This is a genomic window from Marichromatium sp. AB31 (assembly GCF_003718685.1).
In the GTDB taxonomy this organism is placed as follows: domain Bacteria; phylum Pseudomonadota; class Gammaproteobacteria; order Chromatiales; family Chromatiaceae; genus Marichromatium; species Marichromatium gracile.
In genome coordinates this window covers 34,043-54,293 of record NZ_RHFI01000004.1, presented here as the reverse complement: position 1 = coordinate 54,293, position 20,251 = coordinate 34,043, and the positions used below count along the sequence as shown (strand labels likewise).

The window sequence follows — 20,251 nt, the reverse complement described above, 5'->3', positions numbered from 1 at the left end:
ATGCCGGCGCTGGCCGGTGCCTTCGCGTCTCCCGTGGCGTCCGCCGATCGTGTGCGATCGGGTTGGCTGCTAAAGGATACGTGAGATCGGGGTCAGGTGCACCAACCGGCGCCTGATGCCGTGACCCCGATCCGATATGGTCGCGGACGATCAGTCCTTGGCGGCGGTGTTGATGCCGAAGGGCACATAGGCCGGGCACCAGCCGATCAGTGCGGTGGCCAGCGGCACCAGACCGATGGCGCCGAGCCAGTTCTGGGCGATCAGGCCCCAGAGCAGCAGTACTGCGCCGATGGCCAGACGGATGTTGCGGTCGGTGGAGCCGATGTTCTTGGTCATGTCGTTACCTCGTCGATGGGTTGATGGTCGAGAGGTTAACGCGTAGCGCTGCGCCACTCTGTGACTATGTCACCCAGCAGCGCCAGAGGCGTGGCGAGCAGTCGCTCGGCCTTGTCGAGGCGGCGCCCCAGGCGTGGGTCGGGCGGCGCCTGTCCTGGCGTGTCGGCGTCGAGCAAACCCAGGTCATCATGACTTGTGCGCGTTTTGCCGGCTGGCGGTCCAGACCGCTGTCCTCAGTCGATCGTGTCGCGCGCCCCGAGCAGACCGGGGTCGAGCAGCTCGATGCGTCCGCGCCCGGTACGCAGCGCGCCGCGGCCCTCGAGTTCACCGAGCAGTCGGGTGATCACCTCGCGCGAGCTGCCGAGTTCGACGGCCAGCGCCTGATGGGTGGTGTGCAGCATCGCCGGTCGTCCGGCGGCCTGCCAGCGATGCAGCAGCAAGGCCGCGAGGCGCTGGTCGAGCGGCTTGAAGAGGATCGCGTCGAGCACCCCGAAGACCTCGCCGAGGCGCTCGGCGACCAGCCCGAAGACGAACTCGCGCCAGGGCGCCGATGCGGCCATCCAGCGTCGGACATCGGCGGCGCCGACGACCACCGCCTCGATCGCCGTCTCGCACACCGCGAAGGCGGGGAAGGGCCGCGCGCTGAGGATGCAGGCGGCGGTGACCACGCAGCTCTCGCCCGGCCCGATGCGATACAGGGTGACCTCGCGACCGTTCTCGCCGAGCTTGTAGATCCGTGCCGTGCCCGCCAGCGCCAGCGCCAGCTGTGCACAGCTGCCGCCGTCGTGACAGATGATGTGTCCGGCCGGCAGCCGCGCGGTGACGGCGCGGTCGAAGAAGGCCTCGCGGAAATCGCGCTCGGCGGTGCGCAGGAAAGCGAAGTGTTCGAGCAGTCGAGCCCGTTGCTGGGGGTCCTGGATCATGACGGGGCGTCGTGGCGCGGACGGACGAGATGGAACAACAACAGTGCCGCCAGTCCGCTGCCGGCCATGCCCAGCAGCAGCGGCGTCGGGCTGGCGTCGTGGACCAGACTGATCAACGTGGCCACCGCGGCGCCGGCGCCGAAGCGCGCGGCACCGGCGAGCGCCGAGGCGGTCCCGGCCAGACGCGGGAAGAAGCTCATGAAGCCGGCGGTGGCGTTGCCCAGCACCAGTCCCATCATCCCCAGATAGAGCGCGGTGGTCGGTGCCAGCAACCAGATCGGCGGTGCGCCGTGGAGCGCCAGCCCCAAGGCCATGAACGCCACCGTCGCCTGGGTGGCGAGACCGATGGCGAGCAGACGGTCGGCGCCGAGACGGGGGATCAGTCGGGCGTTGAGCGTGGCCGTCACCATGGTCAGGGCGACGTTGGCGGCGAACACCAAGCCGAACTGGCCGGCGCCGAGCCCGTAGTACTCGATATAGACATAGGGCGAGGCGACGATGAACACCATCATCCCGGAGAAGCTGCTGGCGCCGGCGAGCAGATAGGCGAGCGCGGCGCGGTGGCCGAACAGGCGCAGATAGTTGCGCAGGATGTGGCCGAGGTCGAGACGATGACGGTGCTGGTGGTGCAGGGTCTCGGGGATGAGCGCGAGAAACAGCGCCAGCGCCACCGCACCGATCGCCAGCAGCGCGATGAACACCGCGCGCCAGCCGCCGAGCCCGATCACCAGTGCGCCCAGGGTGGGGGCGACCAGCGGCGCGAAGGACATCACCAGCATGATCAGCGCCATGACGCGGGCATAGTCCTCCTTGTCGTAGAGATCGCGCACCAGCGCCGGCACCGTGACCGCCACCGCGGCGCCGCCGAGGGCTTGGATGGCACGCGCGCCGATCAGCACCGGCAGGCTCGGCGCCAGGGCGCAGCCGAGCGCGGCGGTCATGAACAGCCCCAGCCCGGCGCTGATGGTCAGGCGTCGGCCGAGCACGTCGGAGAGCGGGCCGATGACCAGCTGGGCGAGGGCGAAGACACCGAGATAGATGGCCACGCTGAGCTGCGCCAGCTCGATCGGCCCGTCGAGCGCGCGGGCGATCTCGGGCAGGCCGGGCAGATACATGTCGATGGCGAAGGGGGTCAGCGCCGCGAGCAGCGCCAGGGGGAGGATGAGCGCGGGGCTGGTCGGGGCGATGGCGCGGTTCATCGTGGGTCGAGCAATGCGTCGAGCCGCGCCGGGGCCTCGATCAGCGGGTTGTGCCCGGCGCCGGGGATGACGTGGAGCTGGAGCCTCGGGCGCAGCATCGCCACCCGGCGCGCCAGTCCGAGGAACTTGGCATCGTCGGCGCCGACGATCCAGCGCACTCGACCGGGGTGACGGGCGAGGGTGCGCCAGGTCGGCGGCATCTCGCCGAGCCCGAGCACGGCGAGCGCGGCGGCCAGGCCCTCGGGGTCCTGGGCGAGACGTTGGGCGCGCTGGCGGGTGAGTGCGGCGGGGGCGGCGCGGGTCTGGGTGGCGAACAGCGGCAGTTGCTCCCAGGCGTCGACGAAGGCGCCGATACCCTGTGTGCGCAGCAGCTCGATCCAGCGTCGGTCGGCCGCGCGACGGCGCGCGCGCGCGACCGGGTCGGTGAGTCCGGGATGGGCGGAGATCAGGGTGGCGCGCCGGAAGCGCTCGGGCGCGCCCTGCAGCAGGCCGAGTGCGACCCGGCCGCCGAGCGAGTAGCCGATCAGCTCGTCGATCGAGGGCGGTAGCTGGGCGAGCAGCGCGGCGATGGTGCTCGCGAAGTCGCCCCGTGGGGGCGGGGCGGCGCCGTGACCGGGGAGGTCGATGGCCAGCGCCTCGGGGTCGTGCGCGCAGCGCGTCGCCCAGTCCGCGGCGGTGCCGGTGAAACCGTGCAGCAGCAGGCGACGCGGTGCGCTCACGCCGGGATGGTCAGAGCGAGGCCTCGGCGGTGCGGGCCTCGGCCTCCTTGTCGCGCTCGATCAGGGCGTAGGCCGAGTGGTTATGGATCGACTCGAAGTTCTCCGCCTCGACCACGTAGTAGAGGATGCGATCGTCCTCGTTGAGCCGCTTGGCAACGTCGCGCACCATGTCCTCGACGAACTTGGGGTTGTCGTAGGCGTGCTCGGTGACGTACTTCTCGTCGGGGCGCTTGAGCAGGCCGAACAGCTCGGAGGAGGCCTCCGACTCGACCATCTCGATCAGCTCCTCGATCCAGATGAAGTCGCGCATGCGCACCTGCAGGGTGACGTGCGAGCGCTGGTTGTGCGCGCCGTAGGCCGAGATCTTCTTCGAGCAGGGGCACAGGCTGGTGACCGGGATCACCACCTTGACCTGCAGCGCCGGCTCGCCGTGACGGATCTCGCCGATCAGCGTCACCTCGTAGTCGAGCAGGCTCTGCACCCCGGAGACGGGGGCCTGCTTGCGCATGAAGAAGGGGAAGCGCATCTCGATGTGGCCGGCCTCGGACTCGAGCCGGGTCGACATCTCGGCGAGCATGTCCTTGAAGGAGGCGACGCCGATCTCTTCCTCATGGTTGTTGAGTACCTGCACGAAGCGCGACATGTGCGTGCCCTTGAAATCGTGCGGCAGGTAGACGTACATGTTGAAGGTCGCCACCGTATGCTGCTCATTGCCGCTGCGGTCGCGCACCCGCACCGGGTGGCGGATGTCCTTGATGCCGACCTTGTCGATGGCGATGCGACGGGTGTCGGCGCTCCCCTGGACGTCAGCGATATCGGCGGTCGCGTTGCAACGGTTGGACTCGAGCACATGCTCCATGGGTTCGCTTCCTCGACGGATCGGCGGAAAAGAGATATCGCCGCAAACCCTGGGGGTGTTGCGGCGACAAGACAATGGGTCTGGTGTCGACAGTCGCCCGGGTCGGCCCCGGGCGGTGACGGGGTTCTCAGCTGCGGCGGGTGCTCAGCCCCTCGGCGATGGCGGTGAGCGCAGCGGCGCGCTCGCCGAAGATGCTGATCGCCGAGAGTGCCTCGTCGGTCAGCTCGCGCGCCATCGCCTTGGCCTGGGCGAGCCCGACCAGCGACGGATAGGTGGCCTTTTCGAGCACCTGGTCGCGTCCGGCGGTCTTGCCGATGAGCGCGGTGTCGCCCTCGACGTCGAGCACGTCGTCCTGGATCTGGAAGGCCAGACCGATGCACTTGGCATAGCGGTCGAGCCGCTCGCGCTGGTCGTCGGTGGCGTCGCTGCGGGCGAGCAGGGCCATCTGTACCGAGGCGCGGATCAGCGCGCCGGTCTTGTGGATATGGATGTGCTCGAGCATGGCGACGTCGAGCTGGGTCCCCTCGCCCTCGGCGGCGAGGTCGAGCGCCTGACCGCCGACCATGCCGCGCGAGCCGCTGGCGCGCGCCAGCGCGGTGACCATGCCCACCCGACTCTCGGCGGAGAGCCCCGGGGCCTCGGCCAGGGCCTGGAAGGCGATCGTCTGCAGGGCGTCGCCGGCGAGGATCGCGGTGGCCTCGTCGTAGGCGCGGTGACAGGTCGGCTGGCCGCGACGCAGGTCGTCGTCGTCCATTGCCGGGAGGTCGTCGTGGATCAGCGAGTAGGCGTGGATCAGCTCCACCGCGCAGGCCGGCCGGTCGAGCAGTTCGGGGTCGATGGCGAGCGCCTCGCCGGCGGCATAGGTCAGCAGCGGGCGGATGCGCTTGCCGCCACCGAGCACGGTATAGCGCAGGGCCTCGTGCAGGCGAGCCGGCTCCACGCTGGTGCTCGGCAGCAGTTGCTCGAGCGTGTTCTCGACGCGCGCCTGGTAGCGCGAGCGGAAGGCGTCCAGATTGGTCTCAGTCATGGGTGTCGAAGGCTTCTGGCTCGGCGTCCGGCCGAGCGTCGGTGAGGATGCGCACCCGTTGCTCTGCCGTCTCCAGTGCCTGCTGACAGGTGCGGGTGAGGCCGATGCCGCGCTCGAAGGCGTCGAGCGACTGCTCGAGCGTCATCTCGTCCTGCTCGAGGGCGTCGACGATCGACTCCAGTTCGGCGAGTGCCTGTTCGAAGGTTGGCGGGGAGTGCTCGGGGGCTTTCGTCATCGGGTTTGAACCGGTGTTTGCAGGTACGGTACCGTAGGTCGGTTGAGTGGTCAAACCAGCGCGTCTTGCGCACCGCTCGTTCTCGTCCATCACCCCGCCACAGGAAGATCCAGCACGGCCATGACCGGCAACTACGACGCCTCAGCCATCGAGGTCCTCAGCGGTCTCGACCCGGTGCGCAAGCGCCCCGGGATGTACACCGACACCACCCGCCCCAACCACCTCGCCCAGGAGGTGATCGACAACAGCGTCGACGAGGCGCTCGCCGGCCATGCCAGGCGCATCGAAGTGGTGGTGTTCGCCGATGGCTCGCTGGAGGTCGCCGACGACGGTCGTGGCATGCCGGTCGATCTGCACCCCCAGCTCGGCCAGCCGGGCGTCGAGGTGATCCTCACCAAGCTCCATGCCGGGGGCAAGTTCGGCAGCGGCAGCTATCGCTTCTCCGGCGGCCTGCATGGTGTCGGCGTCTCGGTGGTCAACGCCCTGTCGAATCGCCTCGAGGTGTGGGTGCGTCGTGGCGGTCAGGAGTCGCACATGGCCTTCGCCGACGGCGAGAAGGTCAGCGAGCTGACCGTGGTCGGCAGTGTCGGGCGCAACAACACCGGCACCCGGCTGCGCTTCTGGCCCGACCCCAAGTATTTCGACAGCCCCAGGATCGCGGTGCGTGCGCTGATCCATCTGCTGCGCGCCAAGGCGGTGCTCTGCCCCGGGCTCGAGGTGCGACTGCGCGACGAGGCCGCCGACGAGGAGCACTGCTGGTGCTATCAGGACGGACTCAAGGACTATCTGCTGCAGGCGCTCGGCGGCGTCGAGCGCCTCCCCGAGCAGCCCTTCGTCGGCGACATGCAGGGCACCAACGAGGCGGCGAGCTGGGCGCTGGTGTGGCTGCCCGAGGGCGGCGAGCCGGTGGCCGAGAGCTATGTCAACCTGATCCCGACACTGCAGGGTGGCACCCATGTCAATGGCTTGCGCACCGGGCTGACCGAGGCGGTGCGCGAGTTCTGCGAGTTCCGCAACCTGCTCCCGCGCGGCGTGCGGCTGACCCCGGATGATGTCTGGAGCCGCATCGCCTATATCCTCTCGGTCAAGCTGATCGACCCCCAGTTCTCCGGCCAGACCAAGGAACGACTGTCCTCGCGCGAGTGCGCGGCCTTCGTCTCCGGGGTGGTCAAGGATGCCTTCAGCCTGTGGCTCAACCAGCACGTCGAGTCCGGCGAGCGTATCGCCGAGTTGGCCATCGGCGCGGCCCAGGCGCGGTTGCGCGCCGGGCGCACCGTCACCCGCAAGAAGGTCACCCAGGGGCCGGCGCTGCCCGGCAAGCTTGCCGACTGCACCGCCACCGACCCCGAGCGCAGCGAGCTGTTCCTGGTCGAGGGCGAGTCGGCCGGGGGGTCGGCCAAGCAGGCGCGCGATCGCGAGTTCCAGGCGATCCTGCCGCTGCGCGGCAAGATCCTCAACACCTGGGAGGTCGACCCCGCCGAGGTGCTCGCCTCGCAGGAGGTGCACGACATCGCCGTGGCCATCGGTGTCGATCCGGGCAGCGAGGACCTCTCGCGGCTGCGCTTCGGCAAGATCTGCATCCTCGCCGACGCCGACTCCGACGGTGCCCATATCGCCACCCTGCTGTGCGCGCTCTTCCTGCGGCATTTCCCTCGTCTGGTCGCCGAGGGACACGTCTATGTGGCGATGCCGCCGCTCTATCGTATCGATGTCGGCAAGCAGGTCTTCTACGCCCTCGACGAGGACGAGAAGCGCGGCGTGCTCGATCGCATCGCCGCCGAGGGCATCCGCGGCAAGGTCGGGGTGCAGCGCTTCAAGGGACTCGGCGAGATGAACCCGGCGCAGCTGCGCGAGACCACCATCGCCCCGGACACCCGGCGGCTGGTTCAGCTCACCGTCGATCCGGAGGATGGCAGCGGCGAGCTACTCGACATGTTGCTGGCCAAGCGTCGCGCCGCCGACCGGCGCCGTTGGCTGCAGCACAAGGGGGACCTGGCCGAACTCTGATGCGGTTCAGCGTGCGTTGCGCGATTGTTCCTGTGTCTGCGTGGCGAAGGCGGCGATGAGGTTGAAGCAGGCACGCGCATCCTCGGACATGTCGACGAAGTTGAGGGTGCGCGCGCGCCAGCGCGCGAAGTCGTAGTCGTCCTCGAGGTGCTCGAGGTCGCGAAAGCCCATGCTCCAGTCGGCGAAGATGCGTTGCTTCACCACCCCTTCGTAGACCACCCGCACGCCGTGATGGCGCGGATCCTCGCGCAGTTGCTGCAGCAGGCGCAGCAGGCGGGGACGACTGCCCTCGAGCAGTTGCATGAAGCTGCCGTTGAGATAGAGCAGGAAGCCGGTGAGCCCCTGGCGTCGATTGGACTCGCGCGACTGTTTGAGCAGCTCCTGTAGCTCGCGCGGACTCATCGGTTCGGTGGCCTGGCTGACATAGAGCAGGGCGTAGAGGTCGTGCTCGGCGAGCACCGTGGTCTCGGACGGCGCGGCACCGAGCAGCTCGCGCATCGTCTGCGCGGTCAGCGGGCGATAGAAGTGATAGCCCTGGACGTGGTCGCAACCCATGTCGCGCAGATAGTCGAACTGGCGGGGGTTCTCCACCCCCTCGGCGATCACCCCGAGTCCCATGGCGCGCGCCATGCTGCAGACGGCCGAGACGATGGCGCGGCTGTCGTGACGCTTGTCGAGTCCGTCGACGAACTCGCGATCGATCTTGAGGCTGCTCACCGGCAGGCGCAGCAGCTGGGCGAGCGACGAGTAACCGGTGCCGAAGTCGTCGACCGCCACTCGCAGCCCGCGCTCGGCGAGTCGGCGCAGCATGCCGAGATTGAAGTTGACGTTGCTCATCAGCGAGGTCTCGGTGAGCTCGAGCAGGATGCGCTCGGGATCGGCTCCGGTGGCCTCGAGGATGGCGACGAAGTCATCGACCAGGGTGGCGTCGTTGAGCTGGCGCGCCGAGACGTTGACGCTGATATAAGGGGCGCGCGCGCCGAAGCTGGCGCGCCACTCGGCCTCGGCCAGACAGGCCTGACGGAAGACCCACTTGCCGATCGGCACGATCGCCCCGTTCATCTCGGCGATCGGCACGAAGTGTGCCGGTGAGACCTCGCCGGCGCTCGGGAACCAGCGCAGCAGCAGCTCGGCGCCGCGGATCTGCAGGGTATCGACGCTGAGGATCGGCTGGAAGCGGACCTCCAGCTCGTCGCGTTCGATCGCCTGGCGCAGCCCGTTGCTGATATCGAAGCGCCGGCGCGCCTGTTCGTGGATCTCCTCGCTGAACAGCCGGGCGCCGTCGCGTCCCTGCTCCTTGGCGGAGTACATCGCCGCGTCGGCGTTGCGCAGCAGGTCATCGGCATTGTGGGTGGTGCCGTGACCGAGCGCCACGCCGATGCTGGCGGTGGCGAACAATTGGTGTTGGTTGAGTTGCAGCGGCTCGCGCAGCAGGTCGTTGATGCGCTCGGCGAGCGCGGTGAGGGTCGCCGCGGTGTCGACGCGGTCGCAGAGCACCACGAACTCGTCGCCACCGAGTCGCGCCACGGTGTCGCCGGGTCGGACATGGCTGACCAGTCGTTGCGCGATGCCCTTCAGGAGGGCGTCGCCGGTGGCGTGTCCGTGACTGTCGTTGACCAGCTTGAAGCCGTCGAGATCGATGAACAGCACGCCCACCCCGTGTCCCTGGGTGCGTGAGCGGGTCAGCGCGTGGGCCAGCCGTTCGCGGATCAGCGCGCGGTTGGGCAGTCCGGTGAGGGTGTCGTGCGAGGCACGCCACTCCAGTTCCTCTTCGGCCACCTTGCGGTCGGTGATATCGCTGAGGGTGACCACCAGTACCCACTCGCCGTTGCTCATCACCTTGGAGATCGAGGCCGCGGCGGGGAAGGACGAGCCATCCTTGCGGTATCCGCTGACCTCGGTGCGCATGCCCATCCGCCGCTCGTGCTCAGGCCCATTGAGGAAGCGCTGGATGAGCTGGCCGTGGCGCTGACGGTATTGCGGCGGGATGAGCTGTTCGAGCGCCAGCCCGACCATCTCGTCGCCCCGATAGCCGAACAGCTCGGCGGCGCGCCGGTTGGCCTCGATCACCATCGATTCGGCGCTGATGGCCAGCACCGCGACATCGGCCATCGACAGCATCTGCTCGGGGCCGAAGGGCGAGGTTTGGCTGGCCGATGGTGGCTCGGTGTCGATACAGGCCAGGGTGTAGCCGGCGCGGGCATCGGCGCGCAGCGTCGGTTCGGCGACCACGGCCAGCTGGCGCAGGCTGCCGTCGTTCAGGCGTGCCTGCAGCATGCCTTGCCACTCGTCCTGTTCGGCCAGGTTGCGGCGCGCCTCGGCCAGTGGTTCGTCGGCCTCGGCCCAGAGCAGGGTGATCGGCTTGCCGAGCAGCTCGGACTCCTCGGCGATCCCCCAGCGCTTGAGCAGTGCCCGGTTGACGTACTCGATCCGGTCACGGTCGTCGACACCGACCACGGCGACCTGGGGGACCACGGCCCTGGTCTCGTGCTCCTGCCCGTCGGGCTTGTCTCCGGCGTCGTCGGGGTGCGGTCGCCGCTGCAGGTGGGAGTAACGCTCGGGGATCTCAGGGGCGGTACGGCCGAAGGACTCGATGATCTCGAAACGCCCGGCGAAGTCGCAGCGCGCCAGATGGCCGTTGACCGCCGCGTGATGGGTGATCGGATCCATCCGTACCTCTCCCTGTGGCGCCTCGATGACGACCTGCTCGAGCGCCTCGACCAGCGCCTCGGGCTCGACCGAGCCGGCGCAATTGGCTGCCTGGGCGAAGGCGTGCACGCAGACATAGGTGCCCTCGCCGAAGTTGGTCAGCACGCCACGCCCCTCGGGGTGCAGCGCCTCGACCTCGGGGAGGGCGGCGAGCGCGCGCAGATAGCGGTGGTTGGCCGGGGTGTCGAGGCCCATGAAATAGGTGCTGCTCGAATAGAAGCCCTCGCGCACCTCGGGGGCGAGGTGCGCGGCCATGGCCTCGTCGAAATGGCCCATGACCACGGCCATGCGTGACTTGAGACCGAGCTGGTCGAAGCGGTTGAGCAGCTCGATCTGGTCGGCCCCGGCGAAGTAGGGCACGAAGACATCGGCGCCGGAGCGCTCGACCCGGTTGAGCAGGGCGCCGAGCCGGGCGCTGCCGAAGGGAAGATATTCTTCTCCCACCACCTCGCCGCCACAGGCGACGAGCGCGCGCTTGGCCGCGTCGATCGAGCCGCGCGGCCACTCGTAGTTGCTGCCGGCGAAGAACATCTTGGGGCCGGCCAGCCGCGCCATGTAGGGGATCATGTGATCGATCTGCTGGTTGGGCAGGGCGGCGAAATTGAAGAAATAGCGGTGGTGGATGCTGCCCTCGTAGAAGGAAAAGTTGAGATAGGGCACGCGGCGTGGCTGCGAGACCCGCCCGGCCACGGCGATGCGCGAGTTCGACAGCAGGTTGCCGATCAGTGCCACGCAGCGATGGGTGTCGATCAGTCGGGCGGCGGTCGGTACGGCGGTCTCGGGCTGGCTGCCGTCGTCGACGATCACCAGTTCGAGGGGGCGGCCGAGTACCCCGCCGGCGGCGTTGATCTCGGCACAGGCGATACGCCCGGCCCAGGAGATCTCCGGGCCGTAGAGCGAGACCAGGCCGGTGAGCGGCGGCATCAGGCCAATTCGGATCGGGGTAGCGATACTGTCCGGCATGCGAATCCAGGTCGAGCTTGAAAGGGGCGGCTGGCAGCTTGTGGGCATCCACTGGCAGTGTAGACGCAGTTGGACCTCGAACGCACGGCCCCGAGGGGGAAATGCGATCGCTTTCCAGTCGATTCCAGCGGCGTCACCCCTGGTCGGATCGCGGTGTCAGGCTCAGGGTGTCCGGGGTGTGGTCTTGTCGGCACCTGCCCCCGGCATGGCCGCTTCCAGCAGTCGTCCCGTGACCATCCTGAGCTGCTCGGTGAGTGCCTCTCGGCCGCTCGCGGAGAAGCGCTCGACCAGTGTCGCCGGGGCATGCAGCTGGAGTGCGCAGGCGACCAGCAGTGCCGCCTCGTCCGGGGTGATCCGTCCTGCCCGCAGCGTCTCGGCGAGCCGCGCCCGCGTCAGCCCGACCAGTGGCGCGAGGCTCGCCTCGAGGGTGCGGTGGGCGTTGGCGAAGGCGTGCAGCTCGGCGCTGTCCTCCTCCAGGGCGTCGCGGCTCGGCGGGGGCAGTGCGCTGAGCAGTGCCGCGGCGATCCTCGGGTCGAGGGCGCGCAACGGCCCGGCAAGCAGGATCCCGATCCGCGCGCCGAGTCGGCGCTCGGCGCGGGTCGCCAGTCGCTTACCCGCCGCCGAGCAGGCCGCGAGCAGCACCACCGCGTGTTCGCCGCTGGCGGCGTTGCGGCTGGTGCCGACCTGCGCCAGTCGCCAGCCCTGGTGGCGCCAGAAGGCGAGCAGCCCGGGGGTGGCGCCGAAGCTGGTGCCGACCAGATCGAGGCCCTCGGCGCGTGCCGCCGCCTGCAGGGTCGTCAGCAGTCGCGCGCCCAGCCCGTGTCGGCGCAGCGCCGGGTGGGTGGCGATGCGCACCACCCGCAGCGCGCGCAGCGCTGGGGCCTCGGCCAGCCCGGCATGGGCCGAGAGGGTCTGCGGCAGCAGATGACCGCGCGGGCGCCGGCGTCCCTCGAAGATCGCCGCGCGCAGCGCCGGGTCGTCGATGCCGCCCTCGGCGCTGGCGATCAGGGTCGCCACCACCCGGCCCGCGAGCCGACAGGCATAGACCCGCACCCCGGGGCCGTCGAGCAGCATCCGCAGGTCCGCCGGGCGGGTCTGGTAATGGGCCTGGACCAGCAGCCCGAACAGCGCCCCGAGCGTGGTCTCGTCCCCGGCCAGGGTGTCGCGATCGAGGCGTTCGCAGGTGATACCCGCGAGCGTCGTGCTGCTCGGCGGGTCGATCGCGGGGATGGCCGCATCGAGCAGCAGGGCGCGGAAGCCCAGCGCCTCGAGCGGGTCGTGCGCGGCCCAGCGGATCGGTTGTTCGAGCCGCTCGAGCCGCCACCCCGGGGTGTGGCGCTCGAGCGCATCGCGAAAGCGCAGCTCGAACCCCCGTCCGGTGCCCTCGTAGCCGTGGACGGTGGCGGCGAACACCAGTCGCGGGTAGCGGTGCAGCAGCCCTTCGAGCAGGGGGGCGGGGATCGCCGCGGCCTCGTCGACCAGTACCAGATCGGCGGCGGGGTGGCGGTCGAGCAGGTCGGCGGGGGCGACGAAGTCGAGCCCCGGGTGGCTTCCGGCATGTCCGAGCAGGGTCGCCGCCGCGCCCCGGTTGGGCGCGGTGACGAGGATGCGATAGTCCTCGGCCTCGGCGAGCAGCCGCCGCGCGGCGATGCCGAGCGCCGCGCTCTTGCCGCGCCCGCGATGGGCGCTGAGCACCAGCGGGCGATGAGCGCGTCCGCGCGCGACCCGCAGCACCGCCGCGATCGCCCGCGCCTGATCGGCGCTCGCCGCGCCCTCGGCGTCCGGGGCTGGCGGCGGGGCCGGGGCCGGCGCGCGGGGGGCGGGTTGCGGCCAGTGGGCAGGGGGCTGCGACTGGTCGATGTGGACCAGCGCGGGGTCGCTCACCAGCACCCGCGCCAGCCGCGCGATGAAGCGCCCGCCCGGTTGTGGCGGATGGGGCCAGGGGGCGAGGCGCGCGGTCTGCGGGTCGGTCAGGGTCGACCACTCGGCCAGCGGCGGGGTCAGCAGCAGCAACAGCCCGCCGCCGATCAGCGCGCCGGTGGCGGCGCCGAAGGCGTCGGGGTCGAAGCCGCCGTGGGCGTCGTAGACCAGCAGGGCGAGTTCGCCCCCGAGCAGCTTGCGTGCAGCGCCCAGCGGTTCAGCCTGGGGTGGGCTCGTGCGTGCCGAGAGCCAGGTCGTCGCCACCCCCGGCAGCGCTGCGAGCACCGCCAGCGCCTGACGCTCACACCAGCCGACCTCGCCGCTGACCAGCAACACCCGGCGCTGTCGACACCCCAGCGCCTCGGCGCGCAGCGCCCGCGCCAGCGCGACGATGGCCGTTGCTTGTGGTGACGGAGCCGGGGTGGGCATGGTTCAGGCGTCAGCCTTCGGTCGCCAGCGGTTTGAACCGCAAAGACGCGAAGCGCACGAAGGGATGAAAGGCTGCTGGAGGAGAGGCGATCTGGTGATGATCACAACGCTTGAATACAGGCCCCCAGGCCAAACGGTCGCTTTCTTTGCGTCCTTCGCGTCTTTGCGGTTCAACAGCTTGCAACTGTGCCCCGGCGTTGCTCAATCGCTCGCGGCCAGGCGCTCGCCCCAGGTGCGGGCGCGGGCGAAGGTGTCGGCGGTGTCGATCAGGGTCGGGGCACCGTCGCGCAGTACCTGGCGGCCGTTGATCCAGACCTGGCGCACCTGATGGCTGCTGGCGGCGTAGACCAGCTGCGAGGTGGGGTGATAGACCGGCTGGGTGTGGGCATCGCCGAGGTCGACGGCGACGATGTCGGCGGCCTTGCCGGTCTCGAGCGAGCCGATCTCGTCATCGAGCCCGAGGGCGCGCGCGCCGTTGATGGTGGCCATGCGCAGTGCGGCGCTCGCCGGGACGGCGGCGGCCGAGCCGGAGACGCCCTTGGCGAGCAGCGCGGCGGTGCGCATCTCGCCGAGCATGCTGAGGTCATTGTTGCTGGCCGCGCCGTCGGTGCCGAGGGCGACGTTGACCCCGGCCTCGAGCAGTCTGGCGAGCGGACAGAAGCCGCTGGCGAGCTTGAGGTTGGACTCGGGGCAGTGGACGACATGGGCGCCGGTGGCGGCGAGACGCTCGATCTCGGCGTCCTCGAGCTGGGTCATGTGCACCGCCAGCAGCGCCGGGTCGAGCAGCCCGAGCCCGTCGAGCCGCGCCAGCGGGCGCTGGCCGTGATCGCGCAGCGACTGCGCGACCTCGTCGCGGGTCTCGTGGACATGGATGTGGATCGGGATCTCGAGCTGATCGGCGAGGGTGCGCACCCGGCCCAGCGGCGCGTCGGAGACGGTATAGGGCGAGTGCGGGGCGAAGGCGACCTGGATCAGCGGATGATCGCGATAGCGTTCGTGCAGCGCCAGCCCCTTGGCGATATAGCCGTCGGCGTCGGCGGCATAGCCGGTGGGAAAATCGATCACGATCATGCCGATGACCGCGCGCATCCCGGCCTCGGCGGTGACCTGGGCGCTGACCTCGGGGTGGAAGTACATGTCGTTGTAGCAGGTCACGCCGCCGCGCAGCATCTCGAGCACCGCCAGGCGGGTGCCGTCGCCGACGAAGGCGGGATCGACCCAGCGCTGCTCGGCCGGCCAGATGTGCTCGTGCAGCCAGGTCATCAGCGGCAGGTCGTCGGCGAGCCCGCGCATCAGGCTCATCGCCGCGTGGGTGTGAGCGTTGATCAGCCCGGGGATGAGCACGTGCCCTGGGAGCTCGATCTCGCGTTGCGCCTCGATGCTGGCGCGCGCCTCGGTCGAGGGTAGCAGCGCCTGGATACGCCCCTCGGACACCGCGATCGCATGGTCGTCGAGCTGGCTGTCGGCGGCGTCGACCGGGAGAATCCACGGGGCATGAATGAGGAGCTCGGCTTGCATCGATAGGGGTCCTTTGGTGACGGCGGCAAAATCGGGGACAATGCGCGCAAAATGCCACAAGGAGCCTTTGATGGAAACTGCAACCCCGTTCGTCCCCACCCCCGATGACGCCGTGCGCTGGCAGGACGATCGTCTCTATCTGCTCGACCAGCGGGTGCTGCCCGCGCGCATCGAGGTGCTGGCCTACGATGACGCCGCCGCCGTCGCCGAGGCGATCCGCGACATGGTGGTGCGGGGCGCGCCGGCGATCGGTGTGGCCGCGGCCTATGGCGTGGCGCTTGCCGGGCGCACCGCCTTCGCCGCCGCCGGGACGGACTGGAAGCAGGCCATCGAAGGTGATCTGGAGCGGCTCGCCGGGTCGCGTCCGACGGCGGTCAACCTGTTCTGGGCGATTCGGCGGATGCGCGCGCTGATCGCCACCCTGGGTGCCGCCGACCCCTTCGCCGCGCTGCTCGCCGAGGCGCGCGCGGTGCACGAGGAGGACCGCGCGGCCAACCGGCGTATCGGTGAGCTGGGCGCGGCGCTGATCACCGCGCCGACCGAGATCATCACCCACTGCAACGCCGGCGCCCTGGCCACCGGCGGTTATGGCACCGCGCTCGGCGTGGTGCGCGCCGCGCACGCCGCGGGCAAGGTCGAGCGGGTCTACGCCGACGAGACCCGGCCGTGGATGCAGGGCGCGCGGCTGACCGCCTGGGAGCTGATGCAGGACGACATCCCGGTCACCCTCCAGGCCGACTGTGCGGCCGCCAGCCTGATGGCGCAGGGGCGGGTCGGCTGGGTGGTGGTCGGCGCCGATCGCATCACCGCCAACGGCGACGTCGCCAACAAGATCGGTACCTATGGTCTGGCGGTGATGGCGCGTCATCACGGCATCCGCTTCATGGTCGCGGCGCCGACCTCGACCATCGACATGGGGCTGGCCACCGGCGCCGAGATCCCGATCGAGGAGCGCGATCCGGCCGAGCTGCTCGGCTGCGGCGGCAACCCGGTGGCGCCGGCGGGCTGCGCGGCGCGCAACCCGGTGTTCGACGTCACCCCGGCGGCACTGGTCGATGCCATCGTCACCGAGCGCGGGGTGGTGCTCGAGCCGACCCCTGAACGGATGCGCGCGCTGATGGGCTGAGGCGGGCGTCGGGTTGGACCTTGGGCCGCGCGCCTGTTATCCATAGATCAAGGGGTCGGGCCTGTGCGGTCCGGCCCTTGACCCGCGGTCCTCACAGATGGAGATCCTCATGGCCTGTCCGCGTTGTCAGACACTGCCCCTGACGTCCTCGGCGCGGGGCGAGCTGTTGTTGACCTTTGCGGTGCGCGAGCTGCGCGACAAGTGTCTCGGCTATCTCGAGCAGGCGTTGCTGGTCCACCGGGTCGAGGAGATGGTGGTGCGCCTGCCCGACACCTGCCTGCTCGACTTCCTCGAGCGACTGCGGGTCGATCAACCGTTCAACGCCCTCGAGCGCGAGGGCATCCTGGCACTGTTGCTCGCTCCGGGCGAGGGCCTGGATTTTCACGCCTTCACCCGCGCCCATTCGCTGGAGCGTTGGTTCGCCCTGCTGGCGGCGCGCCCGCTGCTCGAGATCCTCGAATACCAGCGCTTCGTCAGTTGGTTCCAGCCGATCGTCTCGATCGCCGATGGTGCGGTGGTCGGGCACGAGGCGCTGCTGCGCGGACGGTTGCCGGAGGGCGGGCTGATGTTCCCGGGCGAGATCTTCTCGCTGGCTGCGGCCAACGACCTGTTGTTCCAGGTCGATCGTCAGGCGCGTGCCGCGGCGCTGCACTGCGCCGCCGCCCAGGGGCTCGACGGGCTGCTGTTCATCAACTTCCTGCCGACGGCGATCTACGATCCGGTGCACTGTCTGCGCAGCACCGTCGGTTGGGCGCGCAAGCTCGGCATCGATCCCGGTCGGATCGTCTTCGAGGTGGTCGAGACCGAGCGCGTCGGTGATATCGAGCACCTCAAACGCATCCTCGACTACTATCGCGACGCCGGCTACCGGGTGGCGCTCGATGACGTCGGCAGCGGTTATGCCTCGCTCAACCTACTCGCCCAGCTGCGCCCCGACATCATCAAGGTCGACATGGAGATCATCCGCGACATCGACCGCGATCCCGCCCGCCAGTCGATCTATCGCGCCCTCGCCGGCATCGCCGCCGAGCTCGACATCGAACTCCTCGCCGAGGGCATCGAGACCGAGGCCGAACTCGACTACGTCCGCCGTCACGGCGCCGATCTGGTCCAGGGCTATCTGTTCGGACGCCCCGGTCCCGGGGTGGCCGGGGGCTGAGCGGAGGGTCGCTGCCAGTCGCCAGCTATCAGCCGCCAGCTACCAGCTACCAGCTACCAGCTACCAGCTACCAGCCGCCAGCCGCCAGCCGCCAGGAGATTGAACCGCAAAGCCGCAAAGTGCGCGACCAGTCTTCAGCAAGCAGCCTCCAGTGTCGGTTTGCGGTCAACCGCGACGCGACGAGACAACCCAGCCCCTTCACTGGAAGCTGGCGGCTGGAAGCCTTTCTCCATCTTCGCGCTCTTGGCGGCTTGGCGGTTCGAACCAGCTTCCAGCCTCCAGTCGGGGAGGCTGGTGTGCATGATCGGCGATTGACGGGCAAGACGGTATCTTGGCGGTTCGATCTTCTCGGCGGTTCGCTCTTCCCTGGTCGCTGGTTCCCCGCCCAGCCGATCGTCTCCAGCGTGCCTTGGCGCGGCGTGGTAGAATCGACAGGTTCAGAACACGCATCAGGGGCCTCGCTCTGAGGTTCCCTCAAGCACGCTTACAGCCGGTTCACCACACCCATGCCAGAATTCGCCAGAGAAGTCCTGCCCATCAATCTCGAGGACGAGATGCGTCAGTCCTATCTTGATTACGCCATGAGCGTGATCGTGGGGCGCGCGCTGCCGGATGTCCGCGACGGTCTCAAGCCCGTGCACCGCCGGGTGCTCTTCTCGATGCACGAGCAGGGCAACGTGTGGAATCGCGCCTATCGCAAGTCGGCGCGCGTCGTCGGTGACGTCATGGGTAAGTACCACCCCCATGGCGACTCGGCCATCTACGACACCATGGTGCGCATGGCCCAGCCGTTCTCGATGCGCAACCTGTTGGTCGACGGTCAGGGCAACTTCGGTTCGGTCGACGGCGATCCGCCGGCGGCGATGCGTTACACCGAGGTGCGGATGACCCGCATCGCCGATGCGCTGCTCGACGACCTCGACAAGGAGACGGTCGACTTCGCGCCCAACTACGACAACACCGAGCAGGAACCGACGGTGTTGCCGGCGCGCTTCCCGAACCTGCTGGTCAACGGCTCCTCGGGCATCGCCGTGGGCATGGCGACCAACATCCCGCCGCACAACCTCAACGAGGTGATCGACGCCTGTCTGGCGATCATCGACGACCCCCTGGTCGATCTCGAGCAGCTGATCGAGCTGGTGCCCGGCCCGGACTTCCCCACCGGTGCCCTGATCAACGGGGTACGTGGCATCCGCGAGGCCTATCGCACCGGCCGGGGCCGGGTGGTGATGCGCGCGCGCGCCGACTTCGAGGAGCAGAGTCGCAGCGGTCGCGAGGCGATCGTGGTCACCGAGCTGCCCTATCAGGTCAACAAGGCGCGGCTGCTCGAGCGCATCGCCGAGCTGGTCAAGGAGAAGAAGATCGAGGGCATCGCCCAGGACGGGCTGCGCGACGAGTCCGACAAGGACGGCATGCGCATCGTCATCGAGCTCAAGCGCGACACCCATCCCGAGGTGCTGCTCAACAACCTCTACCAGCACACCCAGATGCAGCAGGTGTTCGGCATCAACATGGTGGCCCTGGTCGACGGTCAGCCGCGCACCCTCAATCTCAAGCAGATCCTCGAATACTTCCTGCGTCACCGGCGCGACGTGGTCACCCGCCGCACCCTCTACGAGCTGCGCAAGGCGCGCGATCGCGCCCACGTGCTCGAGGGCTATGCCATCGCCCTGGCCAACATCGACGAGGTGATCGCCACCATCAAGGCCTCGCCGAGCCCGGCCGAGGCCCGCGAGCGACTGATGACGCGGGCCTGGGCGCCGGGCGCGGTCAGCGACATGCTGTCGCGCACCGGGGCCGAGCAGACCCGTCCGGAGACGCTCGATCCCGGCTTCGGCATGACCGATGAAGGCTATCGCCTGAGCGAGCGCCAGGCCAAGGCGATCCTCGAGCTGCAGCTGCACCGACTCACCGGGCTCGAGCAGGAGAAGATCCTCAAGGAGTTCGAGGAGATCCTCGCCCGCATCGGCGAGCTGCTGTCGATCCTCGGCGATCCCGAGCGGCTGATGGCGGTGATCCGCGAGGAGCTGGAGGCGATCCGCGAGCAGTTCGGCAGCGCGCGTCGCACCGAGATCCAGATCGACCACACCGACCTCACCCTCGAGGACCTGATCGCCCCCGAGGACCTGGTGGTGACGCTCTCCCACCAGGGCTACGTCAAGGCCCAGCCGCTCAGCGACTACCAGGCCCAGCACCGCGGCGGGCGCGGCAAGAGCGCGACCTCCTTCCGCGAGGAGGACTTCATCGATCGGCTGTTCGTGGCCAACACCCACGACACCGTGCTCTGCTTCTCCAGCCGTGGTCGGGTCTACTGGATCAAGGTCTACGAGCTGCCCCAGGGCGGACGCAGCGCGCGCGGTCGACCGATGGTCAACCTGCTGCCGCTCGAGCAGGGCGAGCGCATCACCGCGATGCTGCCGGTGCGCGAGTACGAGGACGGTTACTTCGTGTTCATGGCCACCAGCGCCGGCACGGTCAAGAAGACGCCGCTCCAGGACTTCTCGCGTCCGCTCTCGCGCGGCATCATCGCCATCGATCTGCACGAGGACGAGTATCTCGTCGGGGTGGCGATCACCGACGGCAACCAGGACCTGATGCTGTTTACCTCCGCCGGCAAGGCGGTACGCTTCTCCGAGGACCAGGTGCGGGCGATGGGGCGGACCGCGCACGGCGTGCGCGGGGTCAAGCTGCAGCCCGATCAGCGCGTCATCTCGCTGGTGGTGCCCGAGCCCGGTACCGTGCTCAGCGTCACCGAAAACGGGTATGGTAAGCGCACCACAGTCGACCAGTTCCCGACCAAGGGGCGCGGGACCCAGGGCGTGATCGCCATCCGCACCTCGGAGCGCAACGGCGAGCAGGTCGGCGCGGTGCTGGTGCTGCCGGGCGACGAGATCATGCTGATCACCGAGCACGGCACCCTGATCCGGACCTCGGTCGACGAGATCCCGGTGGTCGGGCGCGATGCCCAGGGCGTCAAGCTGATCAACCTCGGCGCCGGCGAGCGGCTGGCCTATGTCGAGCGCGTGGTCGCGCTCGATGAGGAGGCGGAGGCGGAGGCCGAGGCCGATGCCTCGGATGTTGCCGACGAGGCGGGCGCGGATGCCGAGCCGCGCGATTGACAA

The 20,251-nt window shown here is 69.4% G+C and carries 14 protein-coding genes; 4 read left to right on the top strand and 10 right to left on the bottom strand.

Annotation, left to right across the window (positions count from 1 at the left end):
* Window positions 1-150: 150 nt before the first annotated feature.
* From EBL84_RS04915 to EBL84_RS04885, 7 genes are all read right to left on the bottom strand, one after another.
* Window positions 151-336, bottom strand: a complete 186-nt coding sequence (locus EBL84_RS04915) for a DUF2892 domain-containing protein (protein WP_062276659.1) — start codon at window positions 334-336, stop codon at window positions 151-153.
* A gap of 233 nt (window positions 337-569) precedes the next feature.
* Window positions 570-1,259, bottom strand: coding sequence for a Crp/Fnr family transcriptional regulator (locus tag EBL84_RS04910; RefSeq protein WP_123139802.1), 690 nt, complete (start codon window positions 1,257-1,259; stop codon window positions 570-572).
* Window positions 1,256-2,458, bottom strand: a complete 1,203-nt coding sequence (locus tag EBL84_RS04905; RefSeq protein ID WP_123139801.1) for a Bcr/CflA family multidrug efflux MFS transporter — start codon at window positions 2,456-2,458, stop codon at window positions 1,256-1,258. The genes EBL84_RS04910 and EBL84_RS04905 overlap by 4 nt, the downstream gene beginning before the upstream one ends.
* Window positions 2,455-3,177 carry an alpha/beta fold hydrolase gene (locus EBL84_RS04900; RefSeq protein ID WP_123139800.1) on the bottom strand — a complete coding sequence of 241 codons (723 nt, stop codon included), beginning with the start codon at window positions 3,175-3,177 and terminating at the stop codon, window positions 2,455-2,457. Before EBL84_RS04900 ends, EBL84_RS04905 begins: the two co-directional genes overlap by 4 nt.
* A 10-nt stretch (window positions 3,178-3,187) precedes the next feature.
* Window positions 3,188-4,036, bottom strand: a complete 849-nt coding sequence (gene folE2, locus EBL84_RS04895; RefSeq protein WP_123139799.1) for a GTP cyclohydrolase FolE2 — start codon at window positions 4,034-4,036, stop codon at window positions 3,188-3,190.
* Window positions 4,037-4,163: 127 nt separating this feature from the next.
* Complete coding sequence (gene ispA / locus EBL84_RS04890; protein ID WP_123139798.1) at window positions 4,164-5,063, bottom strand: (2E,6E)-farnesyl diphosphate synthase; 900 nt, start codon at window positions 5,061-5,063, stop codon at window positions 4,164-4,166.
* A complete protein-coding gene (locus EBL84_RS04885) occupies window positions 5,056-5,298 on the bottom strand; it encodes an exodeoxyribonuclease VII small subunit (RefSeq protein ID WP_062276649.1) in 243 nt (80 codons plus the stop codon). The genes ispA and EBL84_RS04885 overlap by 8 nt, the downstream gene beginning before the upstream one ends.
* A gap of 120 nt (window positions 5,299-5,418) precedes the next feature.
* Between EBL84_RS04885 and parE the strand changes: the two genes are divergently transcribed.
* The gene (parE, locus tag EBL84_RS04880) at window positions 5,419-7,305 is read left to right on the top strand and encodes a DNA topoisomerase IV subunit B (RefSeq protein WP_123139797.1); all 1,887 of its coding nucleotides are present in this window, start codon (window positions 5,419-5,421) and stop codon (window positions 7,303-7,305) included.
* A gap of 6 nt (window positions 7,306-7,311) precedes the next feature.
* On the opposite strand, the gene EBL84_RS04875 is transcribed toward parE, so the two are convergent.
* The 3 genes from EBL84_RS04875 to EBL84_RS04865 all read right to left on the bottom strand — a co-directional run bounded on the left by EBL84_RS04875 (window position 7,312) and on the right by EBL84_RS04865 (window position 14,844).
* Window positions 7,312-10,938 (bottom strand): EAL domain-containing protein, encoded by a 3,627-nt coding sequence (locus EBL84_RS04875; RefSeq protein WP_255420152.1) that lies wholly within the window; start codon window positions 10,936-10,938, stop codon window positions 7,312-7,314.
* 201 nt (window positions 10,939-11,139) lie between these two features.
* On the bottom strand, window positions 11,140-13,326 hold the full coding sequence (locus tag EBL84_RS04870; RefSeq protein WP_123139795.1) for a tRNA(Met) cytidine acetyltransferase TmcA: 2,187 nt from the start codon (window positions 13,324-13,326) through the stop codon (window positions 11,140-11,142).
* A 201-nt stretch (window positions 13,327-13,527) separates the two neighbouring features.
* Window positions 13,528-14,844 carry a TRZ/ATZ family hydrolase gene (locus tag EBL84_RS04865; protein WP_123139794.1) on the bottom strand — a complete coding sequence of 439 codons (1,317 nt, stop codon included), beginning with the start codon at window positions 14,842-14,844 and terminating at the stop codon, window positions 13,528-13,530.
* Window positions 14,845-14,914: 70 nt separating this feature from the next.
* Between EBL84_RS04865 and mtnA the strand changes: the two genes are divergently transcribed.
* The 3 genes from mtnA to gyrA all read left to right on the top strand — a co-directional run bounded on the left by mtnA (window position 14,915) and on the right by gyrA (window position 20,248).
* The gene (gene mtnA, locus EBL84_RS04860; RefSeq protein ID WP_123139793.1) at window positions 14,915-15,970 is read left to right on the top strand and encodes an S-methyl-5-thioribose-1-phosphate isomerase; all 1,056 of its coding nucleotides are present in this window, start codon (window positions 14,915-14,917) and stop codon (window positions 15,968-15,970) included.
* A gap of 109 nt (window positions 15,971-16,079) precedes the next feature.
* A complete protein-coding gene (locus EBL84_RS04855) occupies window positions 16,080-17,129 on the top strand; it encodes an EAL domain-containing protein (RefSeq protein WP_123139792.1) in 1,050 nt (349 codons plus the stop codon).
* Window positions 17,130-17,635: 506 nt separating this feature from the next.
* Window positions 17,636-20,248 carry a DNA gyrase subunit A gene (gyrA, locus tag EBL84_RS04850; protein ID WP_123139791.1) on the top strand — a complete coding sequence of 871 codons (2,613 nt, stop codon included), beginning with the start codon at window positions 17,636-17,638 and terminating at the stop codon, window positions 20,246-20,248.
* Window positions 20,249-20,251 lie beyond the last annotated feature (3 nt).

What these genes read in the sequence shown, in the direction of transcription:
- EBL84_RS04855 (WP_123139792.1), top strand. Translation starts at nt 16,080, where the DNA reads ATGGCCTGTCCGCGTTGTCAGACACTGCCCCTGACGTCCTCGGCGCGG.
- mtnA (WP_123139793.1), top strand. Translation starts at nt 14,915, where the DNA reads ATGGAAACTGCAACCCCGTTCGTCCCCACCCCCGATGACGCCGTGCGC.
- EBL84_RS04885 (WP_062276649.1), bottom strand. Translation starts at nt 5,298, where the DNA reads ATGACGAAAGCCCCCGAGCACTCCCCGCCAACCTTCGAACAGGCACTC.
- folE2 (WP_123139799.1), bottom strand. Translation starts at nt 4,036, where the DNA reads ATGGAGCATGTGCTCGAGTCCAACCGTTGCAACGCGACCGCCGATATC.
- EBL84_RS04875 (WP_255420152.1), bottom strand. Translation starts at nt 10,938, where the DNA reads ATGCCGCCGCTCACCGGCCTGGTCTCGCTCTACGGCCCGGAGATCTCC.
- EBL84_RS04905 (WP_123139801.1), bottom strand. Translation starts at nt 2,458, where the DNA reads ATGAACCGCGCCATCGCCCCGACCAGCCCCGCGCTCATCCTCCCCCTG.
- EBL84_RS04910 (WP_123139802.1), bottom strand. Translation starts at nt 1,259, where the DNA reads ATGATCCAGGACCCCCAGCAACGGGCTCGACTGCTCGAACACTTCGCT.
- parE (WP_123139797.1), top strand. Translation starts at nt 5,419, where the DNA reads ATGACCGGCAACTACGACGCCTCAGCCATCGAGGTCCTCAGCGGTCTC.
- EBL84_RS04870 (WP_123139795.1), bottom strand. Translation starts at nt 13,326, where the DNA reads ATGCCCACCCCGGCTCCGTCACCACAAGCAACGGCCATCGTCGCGCTG.
- gyrA (WP_123139791.1), top strand. Translation starts at nt 17,636, where the DNA reads ATGCCAGAATTCGCCAGAGAAGTCCTGCCCATCAATCTCGAGGACGAG.
- EBL84_RS04915 (WP_062276659.1), bottom strand. Translation starts at nt 336, where the DNA reads ATGACCAAGAACATCGGCTCCACCGACCGCAACATCCGTCTGGCCATC.
- ispA (WP_123139798.1), bottom strand. Translation starts at nt 5,063, where the DNA reads ATGACTGAGACCAATCTGGACGCCTTCCGCTCGCGCTACCAGGCGCGC.
- EBL84_RS04865 (WP_123139794.1), bottom strand. Translation starts at nt 14,844, where the DNA reads ATGCAAGCCGAGCTCCTCATTCATGCCCCGTGGATTCTCCCGGTCGAC.